The 24791-nt window shown below is 71.3% G+C and carries 25 protein-coding genes and 2 pseudogenes; 15 read left to right on the forward strand and 12 right to left on the reverse strand.

Annotated elements, in window-relative coordinates; all coding sequences use genetic code 11:
* Nucleotides 1-127: 127 nt before the first annotated feature.
* Both ABZ693_RS27515 and ABZ693_RS27520 read left to right on the forward strand, forming a co-directional pair.
* Complete coding sequence (locus ABZ693_RS27515; RefSeq protein WP_359882480.1) at nt 128-610, forward strand: hypothetical protein; 483 nt, start codon at nt 128-130, stop codon at nt 608-610.
* A 143-nt stretch (nt 611-753) separates the two neighbouring features.
* Nucleotides 754-1794: a vWA domain-containing protein gene (locus tag ABZ693_RS27520; protein ID WP_359882482.1), complete on the forward strand. Its 1041-nt coding sequence runs from the start codon at nt 754-756 to the stop codon at nt 1792-1794.
* 95 nt (nt 1795-1889) lie between these two features.
* Here ABZ693_RS27520 and ABZ693_RS27525 read toward each other — a convergent pair whose 3' ends face one another.
* A complete protein-coding gene (locus ABZ693_RS27525) occupies nt 1890-2426 on the reverse strand; it encodes a hypothetical protein (RefSeq protein WP_359882485.1) in 537 nt (178 codons plus the stop codon).
* 400 nt (nt 2427-2826) lie between these two features.
* On the opposite strand from ABZ693_RS27525, the gene ABZ693_RS27530 reads away from it, so the two are divergent.
* Nucleotides 2827-4017, forward strand: a complete 1191-nt coding sequence (locus ABZ693_RS27530; protein WP_359882488.1) for a cytochrome P450 — start codon at nt 2827-2829, stop codon at nt 4015-4017.
* A gap of 14 nt (nt 4018-4031) precedes the next feature.
* Nucleotides 4032-4223 carry a ferredoxin gene (locus ABZ693_RS27535; RefSeq protein WP_359882490.1) on the forward strand — a complete coding sequence of 64 codons (192 nt, stop codon included), beginning with the start codon at nt 4032-4034 and terminating at the stop codon, nt 4221-4223.
* Nucleotides 4224-4311: 88 nt separating this feature from the next.
* Here the strand turns inward: ABZ693_RS27535 and ABZ693_RS27540 are convergent, their stop codons facing one another.
* Complete coding sequence (locus ABZ693_RS27540) at nt 4312-5073, reverse strand: 2-phosphosulfolactate phosphatase (RefSeq protein ID WP_359882493.1); 762 nt, start codon at nt 5071-5073, stop codon at nt 4312-4314.
* A 93-nt stretch (nt 5074-5166) separates the two neighbouring features.
* On the opposite strand from ABZ693_RS27540, the gene ABZ693_RS27545 reads away from it, so the two are divergent.
* Complete coding sequence (locus ABZ693_RS27545; protein ID WP_359882494.1) at nt 5167-5532, forward strand: hypothetical protein; 366 nt, start codon at nt 5167-5169, stop codon at nt 5530-5532.
* Nucleotides 5533-5733: 201 nt separating this feature from the next.
* A complete protein-coding gene (locus ABZ693_RS27550) occupies nt 5734-6096 on the forward strand; it encodes a YrdB family protein (protein ID WP_359882496.1) in 363 nt (120 codons plus the stop codon).
* A gap of 122 nt (nt 6097-6218) precedes the next feature.
* Here ABZ693_RS27550 and ABZ693_RS27555 read toward each other — a convergent pair whose 3' ends face one another.
* Both ABZ693_RS27555 and ABZ693_RS27560 read right to left on the reverse strand, forming a co-directional pair.
* On the reverse strand, nt 6219-7463 hold the full coding sequence (locus ABZ693_RS27555) for an MFS transporter (protein WP_359882499.1): 1245 nt from the start codon (nt 7461-7463) through the stop codon (nt 6219-6221).
* Nucleotides 7464-7781: 318 nt separating this feature from the next.
* Entirely contained in the window at nt 7782-8705 is a 924-nt protein-coding gene (locus ABZ693_RS27560; RefSeq protein ID WP_359882501.1) for a dihydrodipicolinate synthase family protein, read from the reverse strand.
* Between the two features lie 72 nt (nt 8706-8777).
* On the opposite strand from ABZ693_RS27560, the gene ABZ693_RS27565 reads away from it, so the two are divergent.
* The 3 genes from ABZ693_RS27565 to ABZ693_RS27575 all read left to right on the forward strand — a co-directional run bounded on the left by ABZ693_RS27565 (nt 8778) and on the right by ABZ693_RS27575 (nt 11773).
* On the forward strand, nt 8778-9758 hold the full coding sequence (locus ABZ693_RS27565) for a LysR family transcriptional regulator (protein ID WP_359882504.1): 981 nt from the start codon (nt 8778-8780) through the stop codon (nt 9756-9758).
* 45 nt (nt 9759-9803) lie between these two features.
* Nucleotides 9804-10400: a TetR/AcrR family transcriptional regulator gene (locus ABZ693_RS27570; RefSeq protein ID WP_359882507.1), complete on the forward strand. Its 597-nt coding sequence runs from the start codon at nt 9804-9806 to the stop codon at nt 10398-10400.
* A gap of 173 nt (nt 10401-10573) precedes the next feature.
* Nucleotides 10574-11773 carry an MFS transporter gene (locus ABZ693_RS27575; RefSeq protein WP_359882509.1) on the forward strand — a complete coding sequence of 400 codons (1200 nt, stop codon included), beginning with the start codon at nt 10574-10576 and terminating at the stop codon, nt 11771-11773.
* A 136-nt stretch (nt 11774-11909) separates the two neighbouring features.
* Here the strand turns inward: ABZ693_RS27575 and lanL are convergent, their stop codons facing one another.
* From lanL to ABZ693_RS27600, 5 genes are all read right to left on the reverse strand, one after another.
* Complete coding sequence (lanL, locus tag ABZ693_RS27580) at nt 11910-14510, reverse strand: class IV lanthionine synthetase LanL (protein WP_359882512.1); 2601 nt, start codon at nt 14508-14510, stop codon at nt 11910-11912.
* Nucleotides 14511-14512: 2 nt separating this feature from the next.
* Nucleotides 14513-14695 carry an SflA family class IV lanthipeptide gene (locus ABZ693_RS27585; RefSeq protein WP_359882514.1) on the reverse strand — a complete coding sequence of 61 codons (183 nt, stop codon included), beginning with the start codon at nt 14693-14695 and terminating at the stop codon, nt 14513-14515.
* A gap of 231 nt (nt 14696-14926) precedes the next feature.
* The gene (locus tag ABZ693_RS27590) at nt 14927-15157 is read right to left on the reverse strand and encodes a hypothetical protein (RefSeq protein WP_359882517.1); all 231 of its coding nucleotides are present in this window, start codon (nt 15155-15157) and stop codon (nt 14927-14929) included.
* 156 nt (nt 15158-15313) lie between these two features.
* Entirely contained in the window at nt 15314-16876 is a 1563-nt protein-coding gene (locus ABZ693_RS27595) for an FAD-dependent monooxygenase (protein WP_359882519.1), read from the reverse strand.
* Between the two features lie 374 nt (nt 16877-17250).
* Nucleotides 17251-17802, reverse strand: coding sequence for a LysM peptidoglycan-binding domain-containing protein (locus ABZ693_RS27600; protein WP_359882521.1), 552 nt, complete (start codon nt 17800-17802; stop codon nt 17251-17253).
* Between the two features lie 623 nt (nt 17803-18425).
* Between ABZ693_RS27600 and ABZ693_RS27605 the strand changes: the two genes are divergently transcribed.
* Complete coding sequence (locus ABZ693_RS27605; RefSeq protein WP_359882603.1) at nt 18426-18839, forward strand: BlaI/MecI/CopY family transcriptional regulator; 414 nt, start codon at nt 18426-18428, stop codon at nt 18837-18839.
* A 4-nt stretch (nt 18840-18843) separates the two neighbouring features.
* Nucleotides 18844-19776: a M56 family metallopeptidase gene (locus ABZ693_RS27610; RefSeq protein ID WP_359882523.1), complete on the forward strand. Its 933-nt coding sequence runs from the start codon at nt 18844-18846 to the stop codon at nt 19774-19776.
* A gap of 110 nt (nt 19777-19886) precedes the next feature.
* On the opposite strand, the pseudogene ABZ693_RS27615 reads toward ABZ693_RS27610, so the two are convergent.
* Together ABZ693_RS27615 and ABZ693_RS27620 are read right to left on the reverse strand one after the other, a co-directional pair.
* Nucleotides 19887-20318: pseudogene (locus ABZ693_RS27615) on the reverse strand (sporulation protein); the annotation flags it as partial.
* Nucleotides 20319-20438: 120 nt separating this feature from the next.
* Nucleotides 20439-20657 carry a hypothetical protein gene (locus ABZ693_RS27620; RefSeq protein ID WP_359882526.1) on the reverse strand — a complete coding sequence of 73 codons (219 nt, stop codon included), beginning with the start codon at nt 20655-20657 and terminating at the stop codon, nt 20439-20441.
* Between the two features lie 501 nt (nt 20658-21158).
* Here ABZ693_RS27620 and ABZ693_RS27625 point away from each other — a divergent pair.
* Both ABZ693_RS27625 and ABZ693_RS27630 read left to right on the forward strand, forming a co-directional pair.
* Nucleotides 21159-21469: pseudogene (locus tag ABZ693_RS27625) on the forward strand (CBS domain-containing protein); the annotation flags it as partial.
* 93 nt (nt 21470-21562) lie between these two features.
* Nucleotides 21563-22033, forward strand: a complete 471-nt coding sequence (locus ABZ693_RS27630) for an ArsR/SmtB family transcription factor (RefSeq protein ID WP_359882528.1) — start codon at nt 21563-21565, stop codon at nt 22031-22033.
* Nucleotides 22034-22069: 36 nt separating this feature from the next.
* On the opposite strand, the gene ABZ693_RS27635 is transcribed toward ABZ693_RS27630, so the two are convergent.
* Nucleotides 22070-22213, reverse strand: coding sequence for a hypothetical protein (locus ABZ693_RS27635; RefSeq protein ID WP_359882531.1), 144 nt, complete (start codon nt 22211-22213; stop codon nt 22070-22072).
* A gap of 711 nt (nt 22214-22924) precedes the next feature.
* Between ABZ693_RS27635 and ABZ693_RS27640 the strand changes: the two genes are divergently transcribed.
* Both ABZ693_RS27640 and ABZ693_RS27645 read left to right on the forward strand, forming a co-directional pair.
* Nucleotides 22925-24196 carry a phage baseplate protein gene (locus ABZ693_RS27640; protein ID WP_359882534.1) on the forward strand — a complete coding sequence of 424 codons (1272 nt, stop codon included), beginning with the start codon at nt 22925-22927 and terminating at the stop codon, nt 24194-24196.
* 95 nt (nt 24197-24291) lie between these two features.
* Nucleotides 24292-24753 carry a hypothetical protein gene (locus ABZ693_RS27645; RefSeq protein ID WP_359882537.1) on the forward strand — a complete coding sequence of 154 codons (462 nt, stop codon included), beginning with the start codon at nt 24292-24294 and terminating at the stop codon, nt 24751-24753.
* The last annotated feature ends 38 nt before the right edge of the window (nt 24754-24791 follow it).

A 24791-nucleotide genomic window follows, 5' to 3' on the forward strand; every position in this document is an offset into this window, starting at 1 on the left:
CCTCACCCTCTCCACCCTCACCCTCACCCTCATCACCACCCTCCGCCCCAAAATCGACCCCACCACCCCCACCTACCCCCAATACTGGTGGTAACCAGGCTCCGCGGCGTCTGCCAGACTGCGCCCCGTGGAGCTTCTCGACATCCTGACCGCCATGGCGAAGACGGGCCGTCTGGGACCGGTGTCCATCGGCACCGACTGGGACGAGGTGACCGCGGCACTCGGCGAGCCGTGGGACATCGGAACGCTGGGCCATGACGCAGAGTGGCCGCGGCTCTTCGCCTACGGAGACCTCGAGCTGAGTGTCTGTCAGTGCCGCAGGGTCGCCTTCGTCTTCGTCCAGACCTGGCGTGACACCGTCGAGCTCCCGCCGTCAGTCGCCGGAGGGGCCGGCGTGTTCCCCGGGCTCGTCTCGTACGCGGATGTCACGTCCGCCCTGGGCCAAGCCGACTGCCCCTGGCAACCCAACCCCGCCCTGACTTTCGCCGACCAGTGCTCGCTCACTGTCACCTCGTCAGGAGCGGGCTTCACCTTCGAGATTCCCGAGGGCGCAGATCCCCTGCTGAACATCGTGGATCTCCCCGGCGACGGCCACGACTGCGCCGGATAGCCCTCGTGCTCCCGCCCCTGACACACTCCCCCGTCCCCACCCCATCCCCACCCCATCCCAACCCCCAGTTCCCTGCGGCAAGGTCGATTGTCAGTGGTGGGTGAGACGGTAGGGGTGTCGAAACGGAATGAGGGGGAGTTCTCATGTCGGGGAACCAGAACTACATCAATCACGTCGCTCTCGTGCTGGACGCCAGTTCGTCCATGTCGCACCTGCGGAGCAAGGTCATCGAAGTCGCCGATCAGCAGATCGCCTATCTGGCGCGGCGTTCGGGAGAACTCGATCAGGAAACCCGAGTGACGGTGTACGTCTTCTCGGACAAGGTGGAATGCGTCGTCTACGACAAGGACGTCCTGCGGATGCCGTCGCTGAAGCAGTTGTACCGCGTCGGCGGAATGACGGCTCTTCTGGCGGCCACACTGAAGTCGCAGCGGGAACTGGCGCAGACGGCTCAGCTGTACGGTGACCACAGTTTCCTGACGTTCGTTCTCACCGACGGGCAGGAGAACGCGAGTCACCGCGGCCCGGACGCCCCCGCCAAGGATCCGCGGAAGCTGGTCGAGGCCGTCGCCGGGATGATCGAGACCCAGGAGGACAACTGGACGCTGGCCGTCCTGGTGCCCGACCAAATGGGCAAGCGCGAGGCCATGCGGTGCGGTTTCCCGAAGGACAACATCGCCATCTGGGACGCCACGAGCACCCAGGGTCTCGAAGAGGCCGGGCAGGTCATCCGGGCGGCCACCGAGAAGTTCATGGTGGGTCGCGCCCAGGGCATCCGGGGGTCGCGGGCCGTGTTCTCCACGGGCGGGGACGCGGTGAACAAGGACACCATCAAGGCGGCGGGCCTCACGCCGGCGAAGCCGTCGGAGTACGAGCTGATCCCGGTCACGCGGGACGCGGGGATCCGGGACTGGGTCATCGAATCCGGGCACACGTACCGTACGGGCGGTGCGTTCTACCAGCTGAGCAAGTCGGAGAAGATACAGGCGCGCAAGCAGATCGCGGTCCTGGAGAAGAAGACGGACCGGGTGTTCACCGGCCCGGAGGCCCGGGCCCTGCTCGGCCTGCCGGACGCGGAGGTCCGCATCAAGCCGGACCACAACGACGACTTCACCGTCTTCGTCCAGAGCACGAGCGTGAACCGGAAGCTCGTCGCGAACACCAGGCTGCTGCTCATGATCTGACCATTCGTGGCGGACCCGTGCCGGGCGGCTCGACGCCGTCCGGCACGGGTCCGCAGGGGTGTCACGGCGCCGCGTTCCCCGTACTCCGTCCCCGGTCAGTCCTCGTACGCCTCGGACAGAGCCGTGGCGATCAGCCGGGTGGCGAAGTCGGGGTCCTCGGTGATGTTGTTGATGTGCTCCGCGAGCAGGAAAGCGGTCGCTTCCAAGGGGGTCATCTCCTCCTTGGTCCAGTAGCCGTACTGCTTCCGCCACAGGTTGGGACTCAGGCCTGTGCCCGCCGCGATGACCAGGCCCGCCATGGTCGGAATGACCTCGCGTGGAATACTCATGGTCATCATGCGCATCGTCGCCACGAGGTTGGGCACCACGTATTCGATGACGTCCTTGTCGTGATCTTCGTACGCCATCCGCAGCCATTTCATGTACATGTAGATGAGCGTGCAGGCGCCGTCCAGGAGTTCGTCGATTCCCCCGGGGCCGAGAGACGCGGCGAACTGTTCGACCATCTTCTGCTGCTCACGATCGGGTTCCGTCTTACCGCCGTGAACGGCTCGGAGACGGGAATCGATCATCATGAGGGCCGCGCCGACATCACCAGTCGGAGCGTGTTCGGGACCGCAAGGCGATGACACGGAAAGATGCCTCCTCACGCGCCCCCTGACGGGGCGGCACGACATATTCCGTAACAGTAGACCGCCGATCCGGACGCCGGACCCGGAATGCGTTTCCTCCCCGAAGCCGGCAAACACGCACATTCGTTCAGGCCGCCACACCCGCCCCACCCCCTCACCCCCCTCACCCCCCTCACCCGAGAGTCCTCGCGCGGGGGCGAGCCGGTCCTGGGCCCCTTGGCGGCACGATCAACGCCGGCGGTCCGCCGATGAGTGGACCGACCGGCCCTTCCCTTCCGCTGGATGGACCCACTCGTTTCGGCGGTTTGGCCGAAGTGTGTGTAGACCGGATAGATGCCTGGGGCATGTAGTGGGGACGGCACCACGACCAAGACCGACGATCGCCTTCTGCGAGGTCCCCATGACCGAAGCCGTGGCTTTTCCCCAGAGTCGAACCTGCCCCTACCACCCGCCGGCCGCCTACGACACGTTGCGCGAGGAGCGCCCGCTGTCGCGGGTGACCCTGTGGAACGGGCGTGAGGTGTGGGTCGTCACCGGGCACCAGGCCGCACGCGCCCTGCTCGCCGACCAGCGGCTGTCCACCGATTCCACACAGGAGGGGTTCCCGCTGCTGGCCGAGCGGGCCGAAGCCGCGGCACGGCGGCGCAGAGCGGCGCTGCTGGGCTGGGACGACCCGGAGCACAACGTGCAACGGCGCATGCTGATCCCGAGTTTCACGCTACGCCGGGCCGAGGGCCTGCGTCCGCGGATCGAGGCGATCGTCGAGCGGCTGCTGGGCGAGCTGGAGGCCGCAGGGTCGTCGGCGGAGCTGGTGAGCGCGTTCGCGCTGCCGGTGCCGTCCATGGTGATCTGTGAGCTGCTGGGCGTCCCGTACGAGGATCACGAGTTCTTCGAGGAGCAGTCGCGGCGCTTGCTCCGTGGCCCCAAGGCCGCGGACATAGAGGCCGCGCGGCTCCGTCTCGAGGGCTATCTCGGCGAACTGATCGACGGCAAGCAGACGAAGCCGGGTGAGGGCGTCATCGACGATCTGATGACCCGGCAGCGCGAGGAGGGCCGGCCCGACCGCGACGAGCTGATCCAGCTGGCCCTGATACTGCTGGTCGCGGGGCACGAGACCACGGCGAACATGATCTCGCTGGGCACGTTCACCTTGCTGCGGCAGCCCGAGCGGCTGGCGGAGCTGCGGGCCGATCCGTCGCTGCTGCCCGCGGCCGTGGAGGAGCTGCTGCGCTTCCTGTCGATCGCGGACGGGATGGTGCGGGTGGCCCGGGAGGACATCGAGGTCGGGGACGTCGTGATCCGGGCGGGCGAGGGCGTGGTGTTCTCGACGTCGGTGATCAACCGGGACGGCTCGGTGTTCGCGGATCCGGACTCGCTGGATTGGTCGCGTTCCGCCCGCCACCATCTGGCGTTCGGGTTCGGCATCCATCAGTGTCTGGGGCAGAACCTGGCGCGGATGGAACTGGAGATCGCGCTGGGGGCGCTGCTGCGCAGGCTGCCGGGGCTGCGGCTGGCCGCGCCGGCCGAGGAGATCCCTTTCAAGCCGGGGGACACGATCCAGGGGATGCTCAAGCTCCCCGTCGCTTGGTGAGAGGAAGCTGCCGGATGCGTATTTCCGTCGACACGGGTGTGTGTATCGGCGCGGGCCAGTGCGCGCTGGTCGCCCCCGAGGTGTTCACGCAGGACGAGGACGGCTTCAGCATGGTCCTGCCGGGGCGCGAGGACGGGCCGGTCGGGCCGCTCGTGCGGGAGGCGGTGCGGGCCTGTCCCGTGCAGGCGATCACGGTGAACGAGTAGCTTCCCCGCGCACCGCTCCACGGGTCCGGCCGGGTCGATCACATCGACCCGGCCGGACCCGTGTCACCGCTTCACCGCGCCACCGCTCTCAGGTATGCGTCGAGTCCGCCGTGTCCGCGGGGTGCACCGGGCGCAGGACCGTCATGGTGTCCTCTTGTCGTGCCACCATCGCGTACGGGAATCGGTCCAGCTCCAGGCAGAGGGCGGCGTCGTCCTGGTGGATGCCCCGATGCCCGCGCCGCACGCCGTCGGCGAGTCGGGCGGCCCCGCGGGAGGTGCGGGCGCGGTGGAGATACGGCTCCGCGTGCTCGATCTCGCCGGGTTCCGCGTCGCCGCCCACCGGGCCGGCGAGGGCGCGGCGGCTGATGTACTGAGCGCAGGCCAGATCCTCCTCCGCCTGGCCGTCGTCGCCGGTGACCACGAAGGTCACCGGCCGGGTGCCTCCTTCGGCGCGCAGCAGGCGGGCCGTCGCGCCGGCCACCACGAAACTCGCGCACAGGACGAGCGGGGCGCCGGCGACCGCAAGTGCGCCGCGCGTACCGGCCGTCGTCCGCTGGATGAGGGTGCGACCGGTCAGGTCGGCGGAGCGGACGAGTCCGGGCGAGTTCACGAGGTCGAATCCGGGGGCCGGGGCACCGTCTTTCAGCGCGAGCCAGTCGGGATGCGCTTCCTTCCATTCCAGGGCGGACCGATCGGTCCCGGCCAGGACGATCCGTTCGGCGCCGCGCGCGAAGGCCCAGGCGGCGACCGTGAACGCGCGCATCACGTCGATGACGACGGCGACGCTCCCGGTGGTGGCCGTTCCCGGGGACTCGGCGGGGTCGGGGATGCCGGTGAAACGGTGCTTCATGCCGTCATCCTGCCGGTCACCTGCCGCTCGGCTCCAGAGGCCGTCACTATCCTGCTCGAAAAGCACATAAGCGTACGGGGAGAGGGACCTCTGATGGGGAACTGGGTTTGGATACCGCTTGTCCTGTTCTGGACCGGCGGGTTCGCCTGGGCCGCGGACAACGTCCGTACGGCACTGAGGAACCGGCACGAGCGCAAGATGGAGATGCTGGAGGCCCACCGCCAGGAGCGGCTGGCGCTGGACGCCTCGAACCGGACGCCCGAGCCGGTGTGCGGATGCACGCATCATCTGGCCAAGCACGACAAGCAGGGCCGGTGCCACGAGCGGGTGGAGATCCCGGTCGCCTGGGACGAGAACAAGAAGCCGCTGCGGTTCGAGGCCGGGCAGTGCAACTGTCAGCAGTACGTGGGGCCGCAGCCGTTGTCCACGGTCTACGCGGATGAGCTGACCGATCTCTAGACGGCCCCGGGCGACGGTAGCCCTGGCGACGGGACTGCGGGCAGGACTGCTGGGGTGCTCCTCGGCTGACGAGCACCCCATCGCCGTGGAGGACTCCGCGACGGAGGCACGCGTGGTCTCCTCCTGTTGGAGTGTCGAGGTCGGAAGTCCGACCCGCTGCCCCCTCACCTTCGAATGATCTTGTGATGCAGAATGGCCGGCATGAGACTCCCGGCCCCTCTGCATGTGCTCAACGAGGGCATCGCGTTCCTTTTGGAGCTCGCGGCACTCGCGTGCCTTGCCTGGTGGGGCTGGCACAGTGCGGAGAGCATCGCGCTACGGCTGGTTCTCGCCATCGCGGCACCCGTGGCGGCGGCTGTCGTGTGGGGGTTGTTCGCCTCCCCCAAGGCGACGTTCACGCTGCCCCTGGCCGGTGTCCTCGCGGTGAAGGCGCTGGTGTTCGGCGCCGCGGTGGCCGCCCTGTGGGCGGTCGAACGCCCCACGTGGGCCCTGGTGTTCGGAATCGTCGCCGTTGTGAACACGGGCCTCGCGGCCCTGGACTCCCAGGCCGCGATGCACCGCTGAACCCTGAGGCCTGCTGTACGGAGCGGACGTGACCGTGACCGCGTTCGCGACCGAACAGCAGGCCCTCGGTACGCCGCCCAGTCGGCGGGCCGGACGGAAGACGGCGTATCTCCGGCGATTCGCTACTCCCGCCCGCCGGACGCTCCCTCCCACCTGGCGCGCGCCCCGGTGACGTACGCACGGCCGGTCAGCGCCGCCGCCAGCGCCGACAGCACCACGCTGGTCCACAAAGCGCCACGTGGGTCGCCCGCATTGGCGGTCACGGCGGCCGCCAGCAACGGGCCGGCGAATGCTCCGATGTTGAGCGACACCGTTGCGAAGGCGCCCGAGAGGGACGGTGCTTCGGTCGCGAGTCGCAGCACGCGGTTGACGAGTGTCGTGCCGAGCGCGAAGGACAGTGTGCCCTGGACGGCCGCGAGGACGAACAGGGCCACGGGGTGCGCCGCGACCAGGGCGAACAAGGTCCACGCGGCGACGAGGACACCGAGAGCGAGGGGCACTCTGAGGGTGGTGCGGCCCGCGAGGGTGACGCCGGCGAACGCCCCCAGTCCGAAGGTCGCGAGCAGCGCGGGGACGATGCCGGACGGTAGGCGGGTGACGTCGGTGGCGACGAGGGCCAGGAACGCGAAGCCGGCGAAGGTGGCGCCGTTGACAAGGGCGCCGGAGACGAGGGCGGCCCGCAGCGGCCGCGAGCGGAGGGTCCTCAGTTCGTTCCTGAGAACGTGGTGGGCTGGACGCGAGCCGTCGCCGGATGAGGCAGCGGGCGGTGGGGTGGCCGGCACTTCCCCGGCTCCGGGCACGGGGTCGCCTTCCCGGTCGGCGAAGGTGGCGCGGGCCGGGCGCAGGAGCAGGGCGAGCGCCGGCAGGCACAGGGCGGCAACGGCCCGGAACACCCAGCGCCAGCCGAGGTGTTCGCCCAGCGCCGCGCCCGCCGGGACGCCGACGACGCAGGCCAGGGTGACGCCTGACAGGAGGACGGCGGTCGCGCGGGCCTGCCGCGCCGGGCCGGCCAGGGCGGCCGCATAGGGCAGGGCCACCGCGAGGAATCCGGCGTTCGCCATCGCGGCGGCGACCCGGGTCGCGTACAGGACGGCGACGTCCGTCGTCAGCGCCCCGACGACGTGGACGACGACGAAGGCCGTCAGGAATCCGGCCAGTGCGGGGCGCGGGCGTCCGCGCGCTCCGAGCACCGCCATGAGCGGTGCGCCGACGATCATTCCGATCGCGTACGCCGAGGTCAGACCGGCGGCGGTCGAAGGGGACACGGACAGGTCGCGGGCGAGGCCGGGGACCAGTCCGGAGAGCATGAACTCGGAGGTGCCCTGGGCGAAGACGGCGAGACCCAGGACATGGACGAAGAAGGGCACGGGTGTCGGCTCCGGTGACGAGAGTGCGGACCAGATGGATCCGTGGGCCGCGCGCCGCATCGCGCGCAGGTGCCCGTTCGGATCCGGGACGCGTCTGTGGTCACGCGTGGCGGAGCCGGCCGGGAACCTGGCGGTTCCGGCTCAGCTCGGGCTCCGCCGCCGGGTGACCGGCGGCTGGATTCTCTCCGACTCGGGGCTCGTCACGCCGCGAACGGTATCCGTCGTCCGGACGGCGGGACAACCGGTTTTCCGTGCGGAGCGTCCGGGCCGCGCCAAGGGGCCTCGGGCGCGCTCGCCCGTACCCCCGCGACACGGGCCTCAGCGGACGGCTTCCTCCCGTAGCGCCTGCTCCACGGCGGCCAGTTCCTTCAGCGCCCCCGTCACCGACTCCTCCGACGCGGCGACGTGCGGCAGCCGGACGTCCGGCGTGGGGATCCGCCCCTGGGCGTGGAGGACGCCCTTGATCACGGTCGGGTTCGGCTCGGCGAACAGGCGGGCCGACAGGCGCGCCAGGTGATGGCCGAGGGTGCGGGCACGGGGTACGTCGCCGGTACGCCAGGCGTCGACGAGTTCGACGAACCGGCCGGTGGCCAGGTGGGCGGAGGCGAGGATCCCACCGGCCGCGCCGAGCGCGAGCAGCGGCGAGGTGAACACGTCGTCGCCGGCCAGGACGGCGAAGCCGGGCGGCAGGTCGCCGAGGAGGTCGACGGTGTCCTGGTCGACGCCGCCGACGGCGTGCTTGACGCCGACGACGCCGGGGATCCGGCCGAGGGCGCGCAGGGTGGCGGCGTCGACCGGAAGCCCGGTGCGGTACGGGATGTGGTAGACGATCAGCGGTACGGGGCTGTCGGCGGCGAGCCGCGTGAAGTGGGCGATCACGCCGTCCCGGGCCGGGCGGACGAACGCGGGGACGGTCACCAGGGCCGCTCGGATCTCCGGTACGCGGGCCAGGGCGGCGAGTTCCCGGGCCGCCGCGGCCGTGGCGCCGTGGCCTGCGCCGACGACGAGCTGGGCGTCGCGTTCCCGGCAGACCCGGGCGCACGTGTCGACGACGGCCCGCCGTTCGTCGGGGTCGAGGGCGGCGGTCTCGCCGGTGGTGCCGAGCGCGACGAGTCCGGCGGCGCCGTCGTCGAGGGCGGTGTGCGCGAGTCCCGCCAGCGCGTCGAGGTCGGGGCGCCCGTCGGGGGCGAAGGGGGTGACGAGGGGTACGTGGATCCCGTACGGGAGGAAGTCCTGTGCCATGCCGTCGAGCCTGCGGGCGCGGCACCCTCCAGGTCCAGTTCGCATTTTCGACGGGAAGCGTAAGCTGAGCTGATGCTTGATGTACGACGTCTGCGGCTGCTGCGCGAACTGGCCCTGCGCGGAACCATCGCCGCCGTGGCCGAGGCCCTGGCGTTCACTCCGTCGGCGGTGTCGCAGCAGCTCGGCACTCTGGAGCGGGAGGCGGGAGTGGCGCTTCTGGAACGTTTCGGGCGCGGGGTACGGCTGACGCCGGCCGGGCGGAATCTCGTCCGTCACGCGGAGGCGGTCCTGGAGCGTCTCGAACAGGCGGAGGCCGAACTCGCCGAGGCGCGGCACGGCCCGGCGGGGCCGCTGCGGATCGGGGCCTTCCCGACGGCGACGCGGGCGCTCGTGCCGGAGGCGCTCGTGCTGCTCGCGGCCCGGTTTCCGGCGCTGGAGCCGATGGTGAGCGAGATGGATCCGGCCGGAGTGGCGCACGCGTTGCGCGCGGGGGACCTGGATGTGGCCCTCGTCCACGACTACGACCTGGTGCCGGCGCCGCCGGAGCCGGGGCTCGCCGCCGTGCCGCTGTGCGAGGAGGCGATGTACCTGGCCTGCCCCGGCGACGGGGGCGACGTCGATGACGCGGCGGTCGGCTCTGGCGGCCTGGAGTTGCTCGCGCCGCACCGGAGCGTGCCGTGGATCATGGCGGCGCCGGACACGCTGTGCCGGGCGGCGACCGAGCAGATGTGCCGGGCCGCGGGGTTCGTGCCGCGGGTACGGCACCAGGTGGACGAGTTCGCGACGGTGCTGGCGTTCGTGGCGGCGGGCCACGGCATCGCGGTCGTACCCCAGTTGGGGGCGGCGGACCCGCCCGCGGGGGTGCGTCTGACGGCTCTTCCGGTCCGGCGCAGGACCCGGGTCGCGTTCCGTGGCGGCGCCGGCGCCCACCCGGCGGTCGCCGCGCTCACCCGGGCCCTGCGGGACGCCGTACCGGAGTCTCTGCGGATGATCTCCTCCCCCGGCGCGGAGGTCCCCATGCCGTCCCCGCTCCCATCCCCGTCCGCACCCTGACGCGAGATATTGTAACGAGCGATCCAAAACATCTAGGGTGAGGCCATGGCGCGACCGAGGATGTTCGACGAGGAGCGCGCCCTGGGCGCGGCGATGCGCACGTTCTGGGAGAAGGGCTACGAGGCCACCTCCACCCAGGACCTGTGCGACGCCACCGGACTGGGGCGCAGCAGCATCTACAACACCTTCAAGAGCAAGCACGATCTGTTCGCGCGCGCGTTGACCCACTACATCGACACGACGACGGCCACCCAGCTGGTGATCCTGGGGGACAGCCGGCTCAGCGGGGCGGACCGGTTGCGCGCCCTGCTCGCCGTGATCGTGGACGCCGAGACCGAACACCGGACGGGCGGACGCAGTATGGGCTGCCTGACCGTGAACACCACGGTCGAGCTGGCCGGCCGGGACCCGATGGCCGCGAGCCTGCTGGAGCGGGACACGGCCCGCCGGCTGGCGGCCCTGCGCGCGGTGATCGAGGAAGGTCGCCGCGACGGCAGCATCACCTCGCCCCGGGAGGCCGGGGCGCTGGCACGGTTCGTCAACGCGGCCATCGGCGGCATGCGCGTGTCCGGGCAGGGCGGCGCCGACCGGGCCACGCTGGAATCGATCGCCGAGGTCACGCTGGACGCGCTGACGCGCTGACCCGCTCCCCCGCCCTCTCCTCCTTCCCTCTCGTCCGACTCCCCCGCGCTCCGCGCCCGCATCGCGCGATGCATCCGCATGCCCACTTTTTGAACTGATCGATCCAAAACTATCCGACAGCGTCGCCGGCCCGTCCCCGGCCGGCGACGCGTTCCTTTACAAGGAGACCGACCGTGCCCCGTGCCGTATACGTCCTGGCGCTCGGCATCTTCGCCATGGTGACCAGCGAGTTCGTGGTCGCCGGACTGATGCCGCAGATGGCCGACGGACTGAACGTGACTGTCGGTCAAGTCGGCTATCTCATCAGCGCGTTCGCCGTCGCGATGTCGGCGGGTGGGCCGTTCCTGACCGTCGCGTTGATGAGATTCTCGCCGCGTACGGCCCTGATGGTGCTGTTCGCGGTGTTCCTGGCGGGCAACGTGCTGGCCGCCACCGCGACCGGATACGCCACGATGATGGCCGCGCGTATCGTCACGGGCATCGCCTCCCAGGCCTTCTTCGGCGTGGCCGTCTCGCTGTGCGCCACGCTCACCCGCCCCGAGGTGCGCGGCCGCGCCATCGCCGTGGCGATGAACGGCCTCATGCTGGGCACCTTGCTCGGACTGCCGATGTCCACCCTGATCGGCGACCGCTTCGGCTGGCGCGCCGCCTTCTGGACCATCAACCTGATCACCGTGATCGCCGCGCCGGCCACGGCCTTCGGCATCCCGCGCACCGCACGCCCCGAGGCGGGCGTCGGCTTCCGCCGCGAACTGGTCGTCTTCCGCAAACCCCGGCTGTGGCTGACGCTGTCCACGAGCACCCTCGTCATCGGCGCCACGTTCTCCGCCTTCAGCTACGTCAACCCGATCCTCACCGAGGTCACCGGCTTCTCGACCGGCACCGTGCCCCTCCTGCTCATCGCCTACGGCGCCGCCACCCTCGTGGGCAACACCGTCGTCGGCCGGCTCGCCGACCGCCACACAGCGGTGGTCCTCACCGCCGGACTCGCCCTCAACGCGGTCTTCCTCACCGGCTTCGCCCTCTTCACCGACCTTCCCGGCCCGGCGGTGGCCTGCCTGATGGGCATCGGCCTGGTCGGCGTCACCATGAACCCGGCGATGGCGACCCGCGTCCAGCGCGCGGGCAACCCCGGGCCGCTGGTCAACACGGTCCACTCCTCGTTCATCACACTCGGCGTCATCATCGGCTCCTCGGTCGGCGCCGCCCTGATCGGCCGGTGGGGTCTGCGTGCCCCGCTGTGGCTCGGTGCCGCCCTGGCCCTGACCGGACTGGCCACCGTCCTGCCCGACCTGCTCCGCCGTCCCGCCTCCCCCGTACGACCGCTCCCCGCGCCCCGGCCTGAGGAGCACGCGCCGCGCGTCGACGCCTGAACCAGTGCCGGGCGGCTGCCCGCGTCCGCCAACACGCCGTCCCCGGCGCCGCGTTCGGAGCCGGGAACGGTGCCCACGCGGCCGACCGCGCCGGCGCCGCGGCGGGCGTTCCGGCTCAGGAAGCGGTCAGAAGCGGTCAGGAGGGGAGACCCAGTCGCGGGCCGCCCTGGTCGCGCAGTCGCCGAAAGAAGGCCAGCACACCCGCGGAACCGCCGGCCCACGTGGCACTCGGCCGGGCGAGACCGGGGTCCGGGAACACGGGCCGGGACCACGGGCCGCCGCTGCGGCTCAGGATGAGCAGGGCGACGGTCTCGGCGGCGGCCCGGAACTCCTCGGCCGAGGTCGCCTCCGCCGCGTCCACCATCAACTCGCCCACCCCGGCCAGGCCGCAGCACTGGGTGACCAGCGGCATCCGGGGCGCCAGCGCGGCGCAGGCGCGCGCGGCCCGCAGGCCGAGGTCAAGATACCCAGGCTCGTCCAGGAGGCCGCCGGCCCGGACGAGTACGGATCCGATCCCGGCCAGGCCACGGCACCACGAGCCGTAGCGACGCGTCGCCCCCGGCGCGGAGGCCGCCGCGATGATGCCCGGTGTCACGGCGGCCAGCCGGGCGACGGCCTTCCCGGAGCGGCTGATCGCGTCCGGGTCCCCGACCGCCCCGCCGTACTCCAGCAGGAAGCAGACGACACCCGCCTCGCCGTGCGCGATGCCCTCACGGAGCGCGGCGTCGCCGGCCGATTCCCCGCCGGTCGGGGTGAGTCGGGCGGTTCCCGACGCCAGCATCCGGTCGCAGTCGGCGGCGACGGCGAGGTGCCGGTCCGCGGCGTGCGGGTGACCGGACCGGAGGGCGTGGCGGGCGAGCAGCAGCCGGCCGAGGCCGATTCCGGCGGCGCCCGCGATCAGGTCCGCCTCCGGCGGGCCGCCGTCCGGTGCGCGGTCCGGCAGGACGGGGTAGCCGAAGCCGGCGTCCGGGCCCGTGTCCGTATCCGCGTCCAGGCCCGTTCTCGTATCCGCGTCCGGTCCCGCGTCCCACCCCGCCTCCGCGAGGAAGAGTTCGACGCCGGTGCGTCCGGTGTAGAAGCCGGGTGGCAGGTTCCTGGACTGTTCCGCCGTCCACCGCGCCAACGCGGCGACGGTCGCCCGCACCCGAGGCCGGTCCGCGTGATGAAGGAGTTCCAGTCCGAGCCCCGCGCTCCCGCCGTACACGTCGATCGGCGTCGGGACGTTCAGCCGCGCGGCCCGGACCGGGTCCATGATCGCGTGTGCTTCCCGCACGCAGTACGCGACCGTGTGCTCGACGATCTCGTCCAGCAGGTCGCTGTCGATCCGGGGACGCGCGGGCCGGAGTACGGGCCCGGGCACCGTGGTGGCCGCCGCACCGGTGCGCAGGCGGTCGGCGGCGGCATTCCGTACGGTCGGGTCGAAGCTCAGGAGGCCGGCGATCGACGACCGGATCCCCCGGTGGGCGCGCCCGGGCAGGGCCCATTCCAGGCAGGCCAGGGTCCGGTCCCGGTTGACCTCGTGGTCGGAGTCGACGATCACCGGGTCCAGGCCGGTGGCGGCGAAGAAGAGACTGGCGCCGAGGGCGTAGTGGTCGTCGGCGGGGGTGGCCGGGCCCGTCGCGCGCAGCACCGGCTCGCTGTATCCGGGGGTCGCGCCTCCCGGGCCGACGCCGTCTCGCTCGCTGATCCCGAAGTCGATCACATGGCAGTGGCCGGGGCCGGAGGCGTCGAGCACGACGTTGTCGGGCTTGAGATCGCGGACGACCACGCCCCGGTCGTGGATCGCGTCCAGTACCCGCACGAGCCGGGTGGCGAGGGCGGACAGGGCGCCCGCCTGCCGGGGGTCGTCGTCTCGGAAAGGCCCATTCCGCAGGACCTCCTTGCGCAGGTCCCGGTCGCCGCAGCTGCTCGTCACCAGGTACTCGTCCGACCGGTGGGCGAAGTAGTCCCGTACGTAGGGCACGCCCGTGACGCCGTCGAGCGCGGTGAGGACCGCGTGCTCGTTGCGGAGCCGGTGGCGGGCGTCCGCACCGGACGCGTCCTCGCCCACGTAGGCCCTCGCCTGTTTGACGACCACCGACTGCCCGACCGCGCGGTCGACCGCGCGGTAGACATTGCCTCCGGGGGCGCGGGTGATGCCGGCCGTGACCGCGTAGCGTCCACCGCCGAGACCTGGCGCGGACGGCTCGTCCCGGTGTCCGGGGCCGGTCGTGAAGGGGTCCTCGGCCCAGGGCGGGCACCGGTAGCGGCCGACGGCCAAGCCGTCGAAGATCCGGCCGTCCGGCCCGGTCATGACGGATTCGATCCGCCCGCTCCGGCCGGTCCGGTAGTCGCCCGTGAAGGGGCCGTAGCGGTAGTAGACCGGGGCCCTCGGGTCGACCCGCCGGTCGCTGACGATCCGTGGGCCCTCCCGGTCGCGGAGCGCGGCGGCGAGTTCCCGGGCGACCTCGACCACGGTGCCGGGCGGAGGGTAGACGGTGATCGCCTTGCCGACGGCTCCGGCGCTCACCACACCGGAGTTGAGGCGGTGCAGGATCTCCGGATCGCGGGCGAACTTCGCGTGGCAGACGTGCCGGGACAACACCGCCGCGACGAGCCGGATCACATCGTCGAGGTCTCCGGCACGCGCCGAGACATGCAGTTTCCAGCCGTGTTCCATCGCCGGCATCCGCGGATCGTTCTGGTAGACCCACGTGTCGTCCGACCAACCGCTGCGGCCGGCGATGGAGACGGCCACCGCTACGAGTTCAGGTCGCAGGCGAAGCGGGTGGTGGCGGTCACCCAGGGGTCGGCGAGACACGCCGTGTGCTCACGGTCGGCGCGGTCGTCGTCCTCGAACGCGATCGCGTCGTCGTCGATCTCCAGCGGACCCGCGTCGCGGAATCCGTCGGTTCTCGGAAGATCCTGCACGGCTACGGGCATGGGGTGCCTCCTTGGTCGGTCGTGCGCTGGGGGGTAGGCAGAAGCCGGCCCCGGGAGTGGTGAACCCACTCGGCCGGGGACTCGCTGCACAAAAGGTAGGGAGGGGTGCGGTCGCTGACAAGAGGGCCGGAGCCGCCACTCTCGGACACCGTCGTCACACTGGCCCCTGACCCCGACCTCGTACGCGGCCGGAGTCGGGGTCCAGGTCGACCGCGACGACGAACTGTGCGGTCACCTTCGGCCGACGAGTCCCGACCCCGTCTGTCCGCCTGGCCACGAGGAGGGGGAACGGGGCGCGGCCAGGGCCTTGTCCGCTTCGTCCGACACCACGAGCCGGTCGCCGCCGAGCAGCGCCACGCCGACGAGCGCGGCGACGAATCCCGCGGGCGCGCGGCCGTCGTGCGCGCCGCCCGCAGTGAGCGGCACGCCGAAGGACACTCCCAGGACCGAGACCTTGGACAAGCTCCGTATGCGGCCGCCGAGTTGCCCCGCTTCGACCTCTGGTGGCCGGGTGGTTCCGCCGGGCCCCCGAGACTGCGTGCGGCCGCTGCACCGGGTGGGTGCGGTGGCTGTGGGTGGGGTCGGCTCGTGGTTCGAGTCGGTCATCGGAGCGGCGGATCAGCCCGGCGTCACCGCACCCTCTGGCACGCCGAACCACTCGTCCAGCGCCTCCGCCAGCCCGGCCGTCGACATCGGCGCCCCCGCGTCGGCCGCCCAGGCCGTGAAGCCGTCCGGCCGGACGAGGACCGCCGCCAGGTCCGGGCGGTCCGGGCAGCCGGCCGTCAGGGTGTCGACGCGGCCCGCATACCCCGCGGCGAGGGCCCGGAGCTCCGGGTCGTCGGTGAGGTCGAGCAGGAGCGCCCGGCCGCCGTGGAGGTGGTCCGCGAGGCGGCTGCCGTCGGTGAGTTCGAGGTCCGGGACGCTGCGGCCGGTCAGAGGGTGCTCGCCCGGCAGTCCGTACCGCACCCCGCCACCGTTGAGCCGCGCGGTGAGGTACGTGGTGCCCACCACCGTCCCCGCCAGGTCGCTGACGATCCCGCGCAGGGCCCGGGACTGCGGGTCCGGGCGCATGGCCGCGACCTGGGAGCGGGTCCAGTCCAGGACCCACGCACCGACCGGGTGCCGTTCGGAGGTGTACGTGTCCAGCAGCCCTTGCGGCGCCCGGCCGCCGATCACCGCGGCGAGCTTCCAGCCGAGGTTCATCGCGTCCCCGATACCCAGGCTCAGACCCTGACTCCCGAACGCGGAGTGCACGTGCGCCGCGTCGCCGGCCAGCAGAACCCGGCCCTTGCGGTACTCGGTGACCTGGCGGGCGTGGTCGGTGAAGCGGGTCGCGGTCAGCACCCCGGTGATCGTGACGTCCACGCCGGATACGCGGCGCAGCCGAGCCTGGAGGTCCTCGGCGGTGACCGGAGCGTCCCGGTCGGCCGGCGGGCCGTCGAACTCCACGGTGACGACGCGGCCCGGCATCGGCCCGTAGGCGTACACCCCGGTGTCCGTGGCGGTCCAGCCGATCTTCAGGTCCTCGGCGCCGGTCATCTCCACGACCGCCTGGTGACAGGTGATCTCCGGGTCCGTACCGGGAAATTCGAACCCCGCGAGCTTGCGGACCGCACTGCGGCCACCGTCACAGCCGACGAGCCAGCCGGCACGTAAGGTCCCGTGGCTGGTCCGCACGGTGACGGCCCCGTCGTCCGCGGTGAAGCCGGTCAGCTCCACCCCCCGGCGCACGTCGACGCCGAGCTCGTCCGCCCTCCCGCCGAGCAGCCGCTCGATGTCCTGCTGCGCCACGAAGGCGACCTCGGCGGCGGGTCCGGCGTCGCCGAGGCCCGGTTCCGTATGGTCGACCAGGTCGGCGCGCAGCATGATTCCGGCGAAGTGCCCGACGATGCCGAGCCCTTGGCCCGCGGCCCCGCCTCCGTCCCCGCCGTTCCGCTCGCGCACGAATGCCTGGAAGCGGTCCGTCGCCTGCCGCTGCAGCTCGGCCAGGGCGGGCAGCATGCCCCTGCGGTAGAGCGCCTCGGCGCTGGGCGTGGTGATCGCCCCGCCCTTGATCGTCGGGTTCACTTCGGTGAGGCGCTCCAGGACGGCCACCCGCGCGCCTCCGAGCCGGAGCTCGCAGGCCAGCATCAGTCCGACCGGGCCGCCTCCGGCCACCACTACGTCCACGTCATAGTCCATGGCGCCGACTATGACCGAGGGCCGCAGAAGCCAAAAAGGCGCTGAGGTGTCAAGGGACCAGTCCCGCACGGAGAATGGGGCCGGCAACGACCCGAGCGGCGGGTGACTGTCCGGACGCGGAGCACGCAGGCACGGGCCCCGCCGCATCCGGGCCGGAAGGCCGACGAATGCCCGGCACCGCGCCCGGCTCGCACGGACCGGGGCAGGCCAAGGACGGACGGCCTGTCGGATCGGCGTTCCCGCAGGCCGCGGCCGTGACAGTTTCGGGCTTCGCGAGCAGCTGCATGAGGGCGGAGGCCGCCTCGTCCCGGTGGAGCACCCCGCGCGGCACCGGGGCGACGGTCTCGGTGTGCGCAGCCGCTGCCGCGATCAGGTCAGGGAATAGTCAGCACCTGGCCGACGTCCACCAGATCCGGGTTGTCGATGCCGCTGGCAGCAGCGATGTCGTGGTAACGGTTCCCGTCGCCGTAGAAGCGTTCGGCGATGTCCCACAGGGTGTCGCCGGGTTCCACGGCGTACGTGCGCGGCTCCGGCATGAACACCGATACCTCTTCATCGGCAGACGCAGCGGGCGGTTCCTCTACGTAGACGGGTGTGTCGGTGTTGGTGTCCGAGGCCCACAGTGCACTGCCGTCGCTGGCGTACAGCACCACATTGCGGTCAGCCTGTACGACGAGGTGGCTGACATCACTGCCGTCGGTATCGGTGGCCCACACGGGTCCGTCGTCGGTGTAGAGCACGAAGTTGCCGTCGTGCTGGAGTACGGCTCGCTGGACTCCCTGCTCGTGGGTGTCGGTCGCCCACACGACGCCGGTCGGCTCGGAGAGCACCAGGTTCCCATCGCTCTGCAGCGTCAGGATGTAGGCGCCGCCCTGCAGGGATTGGCCGAGACCGATTTCGTCACCCGGGTACAGGGTGTCACTCATGGACGTTCCTCTCGATGAAGGGGGGCCGATTCGCTGTGGACAGCGCAAAGGGGCCCTGACCAGCAGGCGCCCGAGGCGCCCCGACTTCTACAGTTCTGTAGAAGTTACCAGCAGGGGTGGGGAGTTGAGAAATTCGGCGAGGGCACACTCGCCGGGCGTCACAGTGCCGCTCTTGGCGCAGACCTTGCGTGCGACCCGCTCCCCGTCGCAGCCCCATGGCGGGGCCGCATCGACGGCGAGGGGCGGGTCCGAGGGCGGAGCCGGGAGCGGCCGGGCGGAGTACAGGCATGGCGGCGCCCGCGTGGCGGTGTTCGCTCCGGCGGCGGCCAAGACGCCGCCGATCCAGTTCGGGTGCGCCCCATCGGTGGCCCGCGAGGTGGGATGCCGGGGCTTGTGAGCTCTGGTGCGTGACCTCGCTTCCGAGGGTATGGCCGCCGACTTTTCTGGGGGCGGGCGAGTTCGGGGAGATCCCGGGCCCGGAGCGCCAGGATGACGGGATCTCACTGATGCCTGTCGCGCGGTCCCTCTCGCCGGCTTGGCCGGGATTGGCGCCCGGCGCCGTGAATCCACGCCACTGCAGAAGAGGTTGCGGTCAGTACGATGCGCTTGTTGTGAACAGGAGGTTGACGACGGCGAGAGACTACGTAAACGGCGGTGCCGGGCAGGCGTCCCGCCGTCGAGGCCAGGGCGAGCTGGAGGCTCGCGTGCTGGCCGCCCTGGTGCAGGAGGCAGGTCCGGTCACAGCCGGCTGTGTGCAGGAGCGCATCGGTGGCGGGATCACCTATACAACGGTGATGACGATCCTGACGCGGTTGCACGCCAAGGGCGCTGTGGCGAGGGAGCGAGTGGGACGTTCGTTCGCGTGGACGGCTGTCGCGGACGAATCGGGGCTGGCGGCGCTGCGGATGCGCAAGGTGCTGGACGCGGAGTCGGACCGGCAGGCCGTTCTGGCGAGCTTCGTGACGGCGCTGTCGCCGGGGGACGAGCAACTGTTGCGGGATCTGCTGGCGCAGGCGGCCGAAACGGGTGAAGGCTGACGGCATGGGGGTTTTCGTCTTCCTGCCGCTGGTGCTGCCGTTGACCGCCTGGCCTATTGCCCGGCTGCCCGAGCACCGGCTCCACCCGCGGACGGCCACCTGGCTGCTGACGTGGACGGCCGCGCTGCTCGCGGTGTGCAGCACGCTGTGCCTGGCTCTGCTGATGGTCGTGGGGACCGCGCAGTTGCCGGGCAATCCGCTGCCGGACGGCTGGTCGGATCCGGAGGTCCGCGAGGCGGTCCCGTACGACGAGGTCGCCGGGCGGGCGGCGATCCCCGCTCTGCTGTCCGTGCTGGTGTCGTGCCTGGCGGCGGGGTGGCGGCACTACCGGGTGCGCAAACAGGCCACACGTGCTGTGGCGGGGCTGGCCGGCAGGTCGGTTGCGGTGCTGCCCGATGAGGTTCCCTACGCGTACGCGCTGCCCGGCCGGCCAGACGGGGGGCAGGTCGTGGTCAGTACCGGCATGCTGTCCGGACTTACCCCGGGTGAGAGGCGGGCGCTGTTCGCCCACGAGCGGGCTCATCTGTCCTGCCGACACCACCGGTTTCTCCTGGCGGTGCAGTTCGCGGCGCGGGCGAACCCGTTCCTGCGTCCGTTGCGGACAGCGGTGGGGTTTACCACGGAGCGGTGGGCGGACGAGGAGGCGGCGGTCCGGACCGTCGACCGCCGCACCGTCGCTCTGGCAGTGGGCAGGGCTGCCCTGATTTCCAGGGGAGCTCCCGTCGCGTCCTTGGCGCACTTCGCCGCCGGGCCGGTGCCGCGCCGGGTGGCGGCCCTGCTGGGCCCGGCTCCTGTCGCCAGGAACTGGCTGTCGGTGTTCACGACATTGGGCCTTGCCATGTGGACTGCGACCGCCGGGATGACGGTGTCGGCCCTGTCGTCGGCCAACTCGGCCGTGACGCTGTTCTTCATCCTCCATGCCGCGCTCGACTCGTAGCCGAAGAGCACAGCTCCCGCCTGCGCATGGGCGGGTGAGGCGCACCCGCGCGCTGGGCGGATGCGCCTTCCGGGCCCGGGGCCGGGATCCACACCGCGGTAGAGGTCGGACACTTCGGCCGGAACGGACAGCGGGCGCACGGCCAGGGCATCGAGATCGCCCTTGTCCCCGGCACCCGCCACTCCGAGCTCGGCCCGCACTCCGAGCACGGCCCGCACCCCGAGCACGATGCCCAGCGGCTGTCCGTACAGCTCGATGATCGGGGTCTCCCACGGCAGAGCGACCGTGAAGGGCACGCTGCGATTCTCGCCCTCATGGAGGCGGAAGTCGCCGCCGATGGTGAAGCGTTCGAAGGCGATGGTGCCGTCGTGCTCTCCGTGCTCGGTCTCGGCCTCGACGCGGGCGACGAGTTCGAGCGTGATGTGCTCGATGCCGAAGTCCGCGCGCCCTCCGGTCAGGCGGACCTCGCCGGTCAGGCTGCCACCGGGGGTGACGCCCGCGGGGTCAAGGACCGAGTCCACGGCCGGGCCACCGACCTCCATCGAGCCGAGCAGTCACTTGAACACCGTCGTGGCGCTCACCCCTTCAGCCATGGTTCACAAAGGCAGTCGCCCCGGCGGTCCGCCGCCGGGGCGAAAGAGGCGCGCCAGCGGCGCGGGTTACTACTTCGCGGCGTCCAGCGCAGCGAGCGCCTGGGCCCAGCGGGCGAACTTCAGGTCGGCCAGGTCGGCGACGGTCTTGATCCCGAACGCCTCGTTCAGCAGCGCCCCCTGCCGCTCACTGACGCCCTTGAGCGCGTCCACGGGAGCCGCCAGGACCTCCGCCACACTCTTGTCCGCCCACGCCTTGTCCAGCACCTTGTCGAGATCGATCGAAGCCATGGAACAGTCCCTCCCAGAAGAACAAGCAACCAACACGCAGTCCGCCAACAGGTAGGACTCCACGCCCCGTTACAGGCATGCGGGCATACATGAGAACGGGCGCGTGAAGATCACCACTAGCGAAATCTACACACGCGTAGAAGTATAGGAGTAGCCGGGGCTGCCTCGAAGTGTCGTCACCGAAACGGCACATAAGGCTCCTCCGGCCGCCTCGCGCCGCCCCGCCAAGCGGGGGGGGCGACAAGCGAAGATTTACTTGCCGCTCGCCGAAGAGCGCGGACACTGTCCGTAGTCAAAGAACGTGTGCGAACTCGGACTCGCGGGTTCGCCAAGAAGGAAACGGAGCAGCAGACCCGCAAGGGGTGAACCCCCCAGTCCCTGCCGTGCCACGCCCTGCCCGAAGACGCTTGAGCCGGGAGCGGGGTGGCACGGTGACCGAGGTCCTGTTGCTGATCCTGGCGCCCGCCCTCACCTTGGCGTGCGCGGTGTTCGTCGCCGCCGGAGCGGGCCGCCTCCGAACACGGCTTCTCGCGCCTGGTCGTCACCGGCGTCGGCGGCGAGATCCTGGGCTTCCTGCACGTCAAGGACGCCTTGCCGCCACCGACCGCACCTCTCCGTTCCCGCGTACGGGCTTCCATACGGTCACCAGGGTCGGCAAGGACACGCCCCCGGACGACACGATGACCGCCATGCGTACCGCCGGCACCCACTTGGCCGCCGTCACCGGCGACAACGCTGCTGTCGTCCGCTTCGTCACCATGGAGGACGTACTCGAGGAACTCGTCGGCGAGGCCGCCGCCCCCGGCGCCTGACCAGCGGGCCCCGATCAGCACCGCCGTGACGGCCGCGCACGGCAGCGCGGGAGCCGGATACCGCAGTCCTCGCGCGCTGCAGGGATCGGCCGCGTGACCTTCTACAAACATGTAAAATCATTGGGATGGGATGCGCGGCGGAACATGCGCGGCGCCGGTCGAACGTATCCGGACAGCGGGCTGTGTTCGAAGAGGGATGAGCGGGTGGCGAGCACGGACGACCTCAACGATGCGGCCGACGACTCTCTGGACGAAGCGGCCCTGGCCTTCGGCTTGCTGGCTTCCCCAGTGCGTCTGCGCATCCTCCGAGTCCTGACACGGGGCGAGAGTAGCGTGGCGAGCATCGCGGACGAGGTGGGCGGAGCGCTGTCCACGATCAGTCAGCACCTGTCCGTCCTCAAGCGCTCCGGGCTGGTCGGCTCACGCAGGGACGGACGGCGACAGATGTACTTCGTCAAAGACCGTGACGCTGTCTCCGCGGTAAGCGTCATGATCGGAGCGCTCACCGCACGGACGAGAGCGTGGCCCGCGCGTTCGCACGGGCCGATCCAGGACGACCGCTGACCGCGCGGCGAGCGATGCCTGGCGCCGAACGATGCGTCAGCGGTCGGTGGCTTCCAACCCGACGAAGCGGATGTGCTCGCCCGCGGTGCGGAAGGCGGGGGTGAGGCCGTCGACCGTGAAGCCCATGAAGCGGCACGATGCTCGTGCGGAGCAGGGGTACCAGCGGGCGTAGTCGACCATGAGCCGCACGCCTTCCACCGGTGTGAGAAACCATGCGTGACCGCGTGGTATCGGCGGCCCCACTGGACCGTTGCCGGAGGAGTGCTGCGGAGGTTCCGGTACCACTGGGAATCCGGGCCGAAGCCGTGCGCGACGATCCAGGCGTCGCGGGGCGGGTGCGCCGTTCCGGGCAGGAGGACCGCGCGCTGAAGGCTGATCCCGGGATCAGGCGCTGTGGCGCACTCATGTCCGCTCCGGGCCGTGAGCACCCGCTCCAAGACGAAGCCGAACCCCCTGCCTCCGAACATGCCGCGCTACTGTCGAACAACCCTGCCGTCGCGGCGCCTTGGACCGCCCAGCTCCGCGTCCGTCTCCTCTCACGGTGTGAAATGATCTCCAAAGCCGCAGGGACGGCAGCCCCAACACCACGTAGAAGTCGCTGGTCAGAGGATCGAGTCGGTGGGCCGCGGCCGACAAGGCCGGTGGTCTCGGTGCGCGAGACGGCGAACCAGCGGCTGTGGGACACCCTGTAAGGGCTGCTGAACGCCGGGCAGCGGGCGGTGCATTCTCGAAAGATCGGTGCCTGGCTGACAGGAGGGCATCCCCCGCCAGGTGACCGTCGGCCCCGTATCCGTACGGCGGGGGCTTTGGCAGACTGGCGCGGTCCGGTCCCGTACCGGCCGCGCGCGCCGAAGGGACATTGTGCCCGAATCCTCCCGAGGAGTCGCTCCGTTGAGCGTCATCGTCCCAGGACACATCGACATTGCGGGTCCGGTGGGCAAGCTGCTCCACCGGCGCCCGCTCCACAACATCACCGTCATGCAGTCGTTCGGCCTCGACCCGGTCGGCGGCGACATCTTCGTGCTGCAGATCATGGGCGGCGGCATCCGGCTCGGCGGCGAGGCCGCCGCCTTGGACTACCTCACTCGCAAGGCCCACGGCGATCTGTGCCTGACCCGGCTCAACGAGGCCGGGACGATCACCGGGCACATGTATCTACGCGGATTCGGACACGGCGTCAACCTCGGGGTGGAAAACCGCGCCGGGAAGATCTGGCTGTGGACCGAGACCGCCTCCAGGCCCAACGGCAGCAACCAGGGCTATGGCACCGCGGTGACCAGCTTCACGTACGCCGACGGCGATGTCGTCGACTACGGCACCACGCGCCACACCCCGCCCCACACCCCGGACAAGGACGCCCTCTTCGTCACCCCCACCATCGACCAGGGTGCTGGCGAGCTCATCGTGCGCTTCTACTTGAACGGCGCCACGCACTGGGAGCGATACGACCTGGCCAAGGCAACGGCCGGGGTGTGGGAGCCGATCCAGCGGATGACCCCCGCCCTGCCGGCCGCCACCTTCCAGGGGTACGCCTCGCACGCCGGGGTGCTGTACACGCTCCAGGGCGACGCCTACGGCCCCACCAACCCCGAGCCCGGCAACACGTACATCACCGCCATCTCGTGGGAAACCGGTGAGCTGCTGGACCGCCGGCTGATCACCGCCGCTCCCGGCCTGTCCTGGCGCGAGCCCGAGGGCATGGCCGTCTCCGTCCGCTCCGGGGTGCCGTCCCTGCACTTCGGCTTCGCCTGCGAGGAACCCGGTCCCCGGACCTGCACCCTCATGACGCTGCCCGGGGATCCGGAGACCGACGGCGTGAAGGTCCTCACCGACTGGCGGGCCATCACGCTCGCCGCCGGGGTGAGAGCGGATCAGAACGCCCCGCGCGGCCGGCTGATCAGCCTCGCCGGCACCACATTTCTCCAGCTCTCCGGCGGCGTCGCCGGCCCTTTCACCGCGGACGCCGTGCTCGGCACCCTGCCCGACGCGCTCACCCCGAGCATCCCGGCCCGCGCCACCGTCCCCCGCGACACCGCCGGTGGCGGACCCGCCGTCGCCCGGGTCGAGGTGGGCAGCGACCGTGTCCTACGGCTCTTCGGCGCGCGTACCACCAGCCCGATCGCCTGGGCGCAGCTCGACAACTTCAGCGCGGTCTGGCGCTGACCACCGCCGCCGGACCCGACCTCGCTCTCCCCGGCCCCCGGGGCCCTTCTCCGAGTCCCCACGAATCCGCCCCTGACCCAAGGAGCCGACCGCCCATGTCCCACGACCGCCGCAGCGTCCTCGGCGCAGCCCTCGCCCTGCCCGCCGCCCTCACCGTCGGCGGCCTCGCCGCCGCCACCCCGGCGTCCGCCGCCGCCGGTGCTGCCACCGTCGACGCCGGCGCCTGGACCGCGCTCGTCCTGGAGCCCGGGATCACCCCGCTCGCGGGCGCGACCCCCGAGGTCCGGCTCGTGACCATCGCCGGCACCGTCTTCCTCCAGGGCCGCGGCCTGGTCTCCTGCGATCTCACCGCCGACAGCAGGATCGGCCGACTGCCCGACGGCTTCCCGCTGCCGACCGGCTATGTGCGGGCCGCCGCTCCCCGTAACAACAGCCAGGGCATCAACGCCTGCCGCTTCGAGATCAACCCCAGTGGCGCCGTCAGCGTCTACGGCGGCAACGCCGGCAACCCGATCACCTGGTTGCAGTTCGACCCGGTCCAGACGATCTGGCGCTGAACGTTTCCCCCGGGCAGGACGGCTACTGGCCTGTGAGG

Origin of the sequence: Streptomyces laurentii, assembly GCF_040635425.1 — a bacterium.
Taxonomy (GTDB): Bacteria; Actinomycetota; Actinomycetes; order Streptomycetales; family Streptomycetaceae; genus Streptomyces; species Streptomyces laurentii.

Excerpts from the sequence above, each read along its gene's own strand:
- ABZ693_RS27610 (WP_359882523.1), top strand. The coding sequence starts at position 18,844 with ATGGGGGTTTTCGTCTTCCTGCCGCTGGTGCTGCCGTTGACCGCCTGG.
- ABZ693_RS27550 (WP_359882496.1), top strand. The coding sequence starts at position 5,734 with ATGAGACTCCCGGCCCCTCTGCATGTGCTCAACGAGGGCATCGCGTTC.
- ABZ693_RS27540 (WP_359882493.1), bottom strand. The coding sequence starts at position 5,073 with ATGAAGCACCGTTTCACCGGCATCCCCGACCCCGCCGAGTCCCCGGGA.
- ABZ693_RS27530 (WP_359882488.1), top strand. The coding sequence starts at position 2,827 with ATGACCGAAGCCGTGGCTTTTCCCCAGAGTCGAACCTGCCCCTACCAC.
- ABZ693_RS27570 (WP_359882507.1), top strand. The coding sequence starts at position 9,804 with ATGGCGCGACCGAGGATGTTCGACGAGGAGCGCGCCCTGGGCGCGGCG.
- ABZ693_RS27645 (WP_359882537.1), top strand. The coding sequence starts at position 24,292 with ATGTCCCACGACCGCCGCAGCGTCCTCGGCGCAGCCCTCGCCCTGCCC.
- ABZ693_RS27620 (WP_359882526.1), bottom strand. The coding sequence starts at position 20,657 with ATGGCTTCGATCGATCTCGACAAGGTGCTGGACAAGGCGTGGGCGGAC.
- ABZ693_RS27585 (WP_359882514.1), bottom strand. The coding sequence starts at position 14,695 with ATGCCCGTAGCCGTGCAGGATCTTCCGAGAACCGACGGATTCCGCGAC.
- ABZ693_RS27545 (WP_359882494.1), top strand. The coding sequence starts at position 5,167 with ATGGGGAACTGGGTTTGGATACCGCTTGTCCTGTTCTGGACCGGCGGG.
- ABZ693_RS27565 (WP_359882504.1), top strand. The coding sequence starts at position 8,778 with ATGCTTGATGTACGACGTCTGCGGCTGCTGCGCGAACTGGCCCTGCGC.
- ABZ693_RS27520 (WP_359882482.1), top strand. The coding sequence starts at position 754 with ATGTCGGGGAACCAGAACTACATCAATCACGTCGCTCTCGTGCTGGAC.
- ABZ693_RS27560 (WP_359882501.1), bottom strand. The coding sequence starts at position 8,705 with ATGGCACAGGACTTCCTCCCGTACGGGATCCACGTACCCCTCGTCACC.
- ABZ693_RS27635 (WP_359882531.1), bottom strand. The coding sequence starts at position 22,213 with ATGGTCGACTACGCCCGCTGGTACCCCTGCTCCGCACGAGCATCGTGC.
- ABZ693_RS27535 (WP_359882490.1), top strand. The coding sequence starts at position 4,032 with ATGCGTATTTCCGTCGACACGGGTGTGTGTATCGGCGCGGGCCAGTGC.
- ABZ693_RS27600 (WP_359882521.1), bottom strand. The coding sequence starts at position 17,802 with ATGAGTGACACCCTGTACCCGGGTGACGAAATCGGTCTCGGCCAATCC.
- ABZ693_RS27595 (WP_359882519.1), bottom strand. The coding sequence starts at position 16,876 with ATGGACTATGACGTGGACGTAGTGGTGGCCGGAGGCGGCCCGGTCGGA.